This is a genomic window from Acinetobacter sp. YH16031 (assembly GCF_013417335.1).
Classification (GTDB): Bacteria; Pseudomonadota; Gammaproteobacteria; order Pseudomonadales; family Moraxellaceae; genus Acinetobacter.
The window spans coordinates 1-6,420 of sequence record NZ_VPED01000058.1 but is presented as its reverse complement, the minus strand read 5'-3'; the positions used below and the strand labels follow the sequence as shown (position 1 = coordinate 6,420).

The following is a 6,420-nucleotide window of genomic DNA, read 5'->3' as shown; positions in this document are numbered from 1 at the left end:
CACAGCTCCATAGGCCGCTTTCCTGGCTTTGCTTCCAGATGTATGCTCTTCTGCTCCTGCAGCTAATGGATCACCGCAAACAGGTTACTCGCCTGGGGATTCCCTTTCGACCCGAGCATCCGTATGATACTCATGCACGATCTTCATTCGAGCAACGGAGTTCTCTGTGTCTTTTAGCACCTCTTCATCGCGGCCTGCGCAAGTATCGGTCGCTCGTTCCTGGGCAGTCCTTGTTTGTCTGTCCATCCTGCAATTCCTCATCGCCGTCGACGTCACCGTGGTCAACGTGGCGCTGCCCTCTATCGGCAACGATCTGGGCGTTGATGCGCGCGGCCTGACATGGGTCGTCGTTGGTTACACCATCACAGGCGGTGGTCTGTTGATGCTTGGTGGACGTCTGGGAGACGTCTTCGGCCGCCGCCGCCTTCTGCTCATCGGAACCGCGATCTTCGGAGCGGCCTCGCTGATGGCGGGCCTCGCGGAGACCTTTCCGCTACTCGTCGGTGCAAGGTTGTTGCAGGGTGTAGGGGAAGCCCTCGCCCTGCCCGCTGCGATGGCGACCATCGTCCTGTTGTTTCCCGAAGGGCGGGCGCGCACCCGCGCCCTGAGCGTCTGGGCTGCGGTTGCGAGCTGCGGTCTTGTGCTGGGGTTCGTGCTCTCGGGAATCATCACCGAGTATCTCGGTTGGCGATGGATCTTCCTCATCGCCGTTCCGTTCGTCCTGTTCGTGCTGATCGCTTCTGTCGCCCTGCTACCTCGAGACCGATCACAGGAGCGCGCACCGTTGGATATTCTCGGATCGATTCTGCTGACGAGCGCACCGCTGCTGTTCGCTTTCGGAGTGGTGGAGGCCGGGGACAGCAATGGGGATGTGCCCTGGTCATCAATCGCTGCCCTGGTGGGAGCGGCAGCCGCCGCTGCATTGTTCGTCAAGGTGGAACGCCGAGCCGCAAACCCACTGGTTCCGCTGACCTTCTTCCGCAACCGGACACGAGTGCGAGCAAATCTTGCGACTGCACTGTTGAGCGCGGCGCTCTCAACGTCCTTTCTGCTGTTCACGTTCTATCTACAGGATGGACTCGGTCTCTCTCCGCTGGAATCCGGATTGCTGCTCCTGCCACTTGCGGTGGCACTAGTCGTCGCCGTGACCGTCGTACCTCGCCTCTTGGGGCGCTGGGGAGCGCGTGCTTGCATCGTCGTGGGACTGAGTTCCGCAGGGGCAGGCATGATCGTGATCGCGGCAGCCGCGCAGCTCGAAGCCCCCGCTTGGCTACTAACCCCCGCGATGCTCTTCATCGCCGCAGGAATGGGTTTCGGCCTCGTTGGATTGCAGTACGCGGCCGTGACCGAGGTCACCGACGATGATGCCGGAGTCGCATCCGGCGTACAGCGAGCCGCAGACCAGCTCGGTGGATCCGCAGGTGTCACGGTCTACGTGGGCCTGGGCTTCGCGTCGGCCCTTCACGGTGTATCACCCTATGTGCTAAGTAGCGGCCTCGCGATCATCGGCCTCTGCCTTGCGACCGCCATTGTCCAACGAATCGTAATCGTGACGCAGGAACAACAGACGAGGACATGAGCGTGCCGTCGTAACCCGATCCCGAAGTTCCCGATGAGGTGCTCCGTGGCGACGCCCGGCGACTCGTCAGTCAGCCCCGACCGGTGGTCGCGGGGCGCGCCCTTTGTTGCGCGCACCGCGACCATTCACCGCCCTCTCGGTCCGGTGGCGTATGACTGCGTCAAGGTGGAGGTGCGGGCGCTGGACAGCGAAACCGCCCGCCTGCTGCACCAGCGGCTGTGTGGCTGGATCGACCCCGGCAAAACCGGCAAGGCTTCCATAGATACCTTGTGCGGCTATGTCTGGCCGTCAGAGGCCAGTGGTTCGACCATGCGCAAGCGCCGCCAGCGGGTGCGCGAGGCGTTGCCTATTAAGTCCTGTTATTAAACCAAATATTTGTTAAATAGTTCGGTGTAAGTGTCTTGATTTACATCGTCTTTATTCAAATTGATTTGAACACTCTCATAAATCCTTCTTAAGAAAACATACTGAATAAAATCATCTGCATAATTCTTAATTCGGGGCAGGTAATTCAGCTCTAAAGGAATGTAGTAGTCCATTTTTCTAAAGTTTTTCCCTGTTTTTTTGAAGTGATAACTGACCGCATCAACAAACAATCGTCCGATCTGGTGCCGATTCCCTTTGAAGACTCCGTAAAATTTCAGATCATCATAAAATGACTGCAACTTAGACATGCCAACGCTTTTGTCATTATTTGAAATAAGTGTATTTATAATTTCAACATAGCTTTTTTTAATCAGCTGCACGCTAGGCTCATCAAATCGCCAAGTCCATGTATAGTTTTTTGCACTTTTCTCCGTATCAGGATAATTCTTTGATTTCTTTTTTGAGTGTGAAAGGCGCACCAGTTCAACATTTTTCCCATTTCCAAACGCAACTTTTAAAAAGGGCTTTTGTAAAACAAATTTGAATTTTTCATGGTCATTAAAATATGTCTGAATCAATGAAATTTGTTCTTGTTCTTCTTCTCGATTCCACGTTGTTTCAACTTCTGATATTCGCTGTTTGACTATTTTCTTTAATTGCCCCTCGCTTTTAAGAGTGTTGTATTCATTGCTTTTTGGAGTTGTCACAAACAGCCAAAATTCCCATATATCTTGGTCATAACGCTTTTGAATAATTAAATCCGCAATAGGCTCATTTTTTTTATTTAAACGATAAGTCCTTTGTCGTGGGCTTAAATCTAAAGAATATTTTTGGCTGAGTTTTTTTATGAGTTTTTGGATTTTATCTGCAAACATCGTGTTATCAGATTCAATAGTAAAGTGACTATAGAAATACGCACCGTTTGCAACTTTATCTACAATTTTTTGCGCTGTATAACGACTGTTCGGGCTGTAATGAATCATTTTATTGTTACCAAGCAATATTTGTTCAATTGTCATCAAACAATATTCTAAAAAGTCCTATGTAATCAAGCAATATTTATTCTAACTAAAAGCTATATTTTATAATGCTTTCAACGATTTTGATTTTTTACCAATGCCAAAGGCATTGGTCGGACTTAATTGACACAATTTGTCATCGTGCAATCAAGTGGTTCCTAGGTGACGGAATTTACATCTGTTTTTGCTTGGTTTATAGTCGCAATATTCATTGACTTAAAGCAGTCTGACCAACTGCCTGACCATTTTCGTTTTAGCGATTTTGAGCAGGCAACAGCCTGCTTAAAGCCATGTTTTTTTAGATAGCGCACAATTCAGAACTAGCCATTTTGAGTTGACCGATTGAGCGTACTACTGGAGAAATCCCGTTCGGTACGATCTGATGGGCGCTAGGGAGTTGTAATACTCCTTTTCGATCCAATCCGTTGTAAACGGGGTTGGGCGACAAGGACACGGGAGCCTATAAACAATCGAATGATTGTGAAGTGGTCGTGAGGTTAGATATAGCCTGACTAGATACAATTTTTTTTGTATTGAAACCCTGTTTTAACGATTACCGTGAGACCCTGACAGGATGTTAAGGGTCACTAATAACGGCAATGTGTTGCGGCAAATGCACTCTAAGAGGGAAGCGCAGCTCATTGGCACAACTGATGGCGTTTGAGGTAACAGCAATGTTACAGGCTAGCTGAGGAGAAATCTGGAAGCAGCGGCACCACTGAGTGAGATCATCTCAAGCAAAGTGGGTCAACGGATAGCTTAAACAGTATACATCCGGAAGCATAAACCGGAGACACGTGTAGATTAAGAGCCATACGCTCAGATTTTGTCTCAAAGTCATATCCACCAAATCTAAGGAACCGCGTGGTGGGGAAAATGGAAGCACTGACAGACAAAAGAGCATTGGCGTTCAATTGCTAAGATCGTTAGAAATAACTTGGGAATCTCCATGCTTAGACATTGAGTTGTCACGGCAAGGCATGGAGAGGGAGAGAGGATGAGTAGGTCGTATAAGTTATGAAAATAACGAAGTCGATGCTGTATTAAACATTGCGAACTCACCAGTGGCGTGGCTGCTAAGGGTGGTAAAGGGAGTAGTGTTGTCGAAAATCCGAGTCGGTTTTATGTTGTTATCTAAAAAAGCGAAACATAGCTAAAAATGGTTTGGTCGCCATTGTTTGTTCTGATAGGTCGGGATTGGTCTCCCGATCTAAGTCAGGACTAAGCAAACGTTAATGAAAGAAAAGAAAATACGGCAGCATAGTCTTGTGTACTGCATGATTTTTTTCATAGTTTCAATTCTAACTAATTGAATATTTAACTAATTTAGAAAAATTAGCGGGAGTCCTCGTTAAGATGAGTTTTTTCCATTCTTTAGTATAAAGAACGACGTATTGTGATAATGACTTGGGTATTTGCCTACCCATGTTCTACTCGACAAACAACGTGAACTCTACGAAAGTGAGATATGACTCCCTCGGTTGCGGCAAAACAACTAAACGAGGTGAGTTCCTAAATCTCTCTATTTTGCTTTCTAAGGCACTTTAATTTACTTCATGTAGGTAATATCAAAAAAACACCTAAAGTAGCTAAAAACCCTTATTTTTTGCATTTAAACGGTATATTTAACGAGTGTCTACGAGTGACACAAAGAAAAGTTGAGCCTCGACCCTCTGAAAAACTGCTTTAAAAAAATAAAAAAGACAAAAGGAATTAAATCAAATGCTGGTATTTGCACCTAGACCGAGCGAAGCGAGCAAAAAAGCTCTATGAGCGAAGCGAATTCATAGCCGCTTTTGCTTTTTTGAATCCTCGAAAGCAGTCACCAAAAAACAGCCCCCAAGACCGAGTGAAACGAGGTCAAAATGCCACGAGCGAAGCGAGTGCCATAGGGCTGTTTTTCACTCCCCTGCTCCTTTTTATTCTTTTAAGAAGCTTTTAAATACTTTTAGCCCCCCCTCAAAGCCACGTGTAACATGGCTTTCAAACTTTAAAAAAGTACAAACGCCAAGTATTAAAGTACAAACGCCAAGTTAAACACTGTTTAAAAAGTACAAACGCCAAGTTTAAAAAGTACAAACGCCAAGTATTAAAGTACAAACCTATGTATGTACTTTAATTTGTAAAAAAGTATTGACTCAAACAATGTACTTAGTATAAAAACAAACCGATTTATTATTTTTGAGCTGTTTATATGGCTGTAGATCTAAAGAAACATTATCCGAAAGATTGGGTTGTCTTACAAAACCGAGTTGCTGAATGCTTTCGTGGAATGAGCCTTGATGAAAAACGTCTTTTTATCATGTCTACGCCGCTTGCTAGAACAACACAAATATCAAGTAATGAACCTATTTTTATCTCATCTCATGAATTTTCACGTGAGTGTAATGTCGATCTTTCAACCGCATACACAGCACTAGAAACAGCGTCAGAGCGTCTTTTTACCCGATTTTTCGGATATACAGCACAAAATGGGGATCGGGTGAAAATAAGATGGTTGAACAAGGTTGTTTATAAAGTAGGGCAAGGGGGTTCAGAACTCTACTTTACTGATGAAGTCCTTCTTCTTCTTAGGGAGTTTGATGCTTTAAATCCTTATACAAAATATAAAAAAGAGGTTGTATTACGGCTCCGGAAAGACTACTCACTAGACATCTATCACTTAGCTAAGAAACATCAGGTGATGGGCGGTTTTCAAATCAGCCTTAATGATCTTTTTGAACAGCTTGGCTTACCTGAGTCGTATCAAGATTTAAGTAATTTAAAAAAAAGGGTAATTAAACCCTCATTAGATGAAATTAATCAAAATACGGATATTAACCTCAGCTATGAGAATATAAAGCAGGGGCGTTCTGTAGTCGGCTTTAAGTTCACTGTAAAAGAGAAACCAAAACCTAAAACTCTAACGACACAAGCTCGGGACCCGAACACAATAGATATGTTCTGCGATTTAACAGATGCTCAAATCAGCAAATATAGTGCTATTTTAAGTCGTGTAAGTGACATATCTGACCTTTCTACATTCCCGACATACGATGCTTTTACTCTGTTTATTGCCGGTATTTTGAGAGACCCAAAATCAGTACGTGAAGAAACTGCAAAACGGATATTTACAGCATTGCGTAAACATACTGATTTCAAAGGGTAATACCTATTTTCTTTCAAAAAAATAGGTGATCAAAGCAAGTATTCCCAAGGCTTTTGAGATTATTAAATAATCATCACTAGGTACAATATCGACATAGTGAAATGCTGTTAGCATCAACCAAAAGCCTAGGAAAAAAAATATAAACTTAGACTTAAATAAATGAGGGAGTTTTTTAAATATTTCAGCAGTTTTTAAGGTTGCAATATTCATATTAAGTCCTGTTATTAAACCAAATATTTGTTAAATAGTTCGGTGTAAGTGTCTTGATTTACATCGTCTTTATTCAAATTGATTTGAACACTCTCATA

General features: G+C 44.5%; 4 protein-coding genes and 1 pseudogene. 3 read left to right on the top strand and 2 right to left on the bottom strand.

From position 1 onward, the window contains the following. Nucleotides 1-166 precede the first annotated feature (166 nt). Together FTV31_RS15215 and repC are read left to right on the top strand one after the other, a co-directional pair. Complete coding sequence (locus tag FTV31_RS15215) at nucleotides 167-1,579, top strand: MFS transporter (protein WP_199792616.1); 1,413 nt, start codon at nucleotides 167-169, stop codon at nucleotides 1,577-1,579. 33 nt (nucleotides 1,580-1,612) lie between these two features. Beyond that, nucleotides 1,613-1,927: pseudogene (gene repC / locus FTV31_RS17405) on the top strand (replication protein C, IncQ-type); the annotation flags it as partial. 14 nt (nucleotides 1,928-1,941) lie between these two features. On the opposite strand, the gene FTV31_RS15205 reads toward repC, so the two are convergent. Then, nucleotides 1,942-2,964: a hypothetical protein gene (locus tag FTV31_RS15205; RefSeq protein WP_247166083.1), complete on the bottom strand. Its 1,023-nt coding sequence runs from the start codon at nucleotides 2,962-2,964 to the stop codon at nucleotides 1,942-1,944. Between the two features lie 2,194 nt (nucleotides 2,965-5,158). Here FTV31_RS15205 and FTV31_RS15200 point away from each other — a divergent pair. Further along, nucleotides 5,159-6,112 (top strand): replication initiation protein, encoded by a 954-nt coding sequence (locus FTV31_RS15200; RefSeq protein WP_179991697.1) that lies wholly within the window; start codon nucleotides 5,159-5,161, stop codon nucleotides 6,110-6,112. Nucleotides 6,113-6,115: 3 nt separating this feature from the next. Here FTV31_RS15200 and FTV31_RS15195 read toward each other — a convergent pair whose 3' ends face one another. After that, complete coding sequence (locus FTV31_RS15195) at nucleotides 6,116-6,322, bottom strand: hypothetical protein (protein ID WP_179991696.1); 207 nt, start codon at nucleotides 6,320-6,322, stop codon at nucleotides 6,116-6,118. Nucleotides 6,323-6,420: the final 98 nt, after the last annotated feature.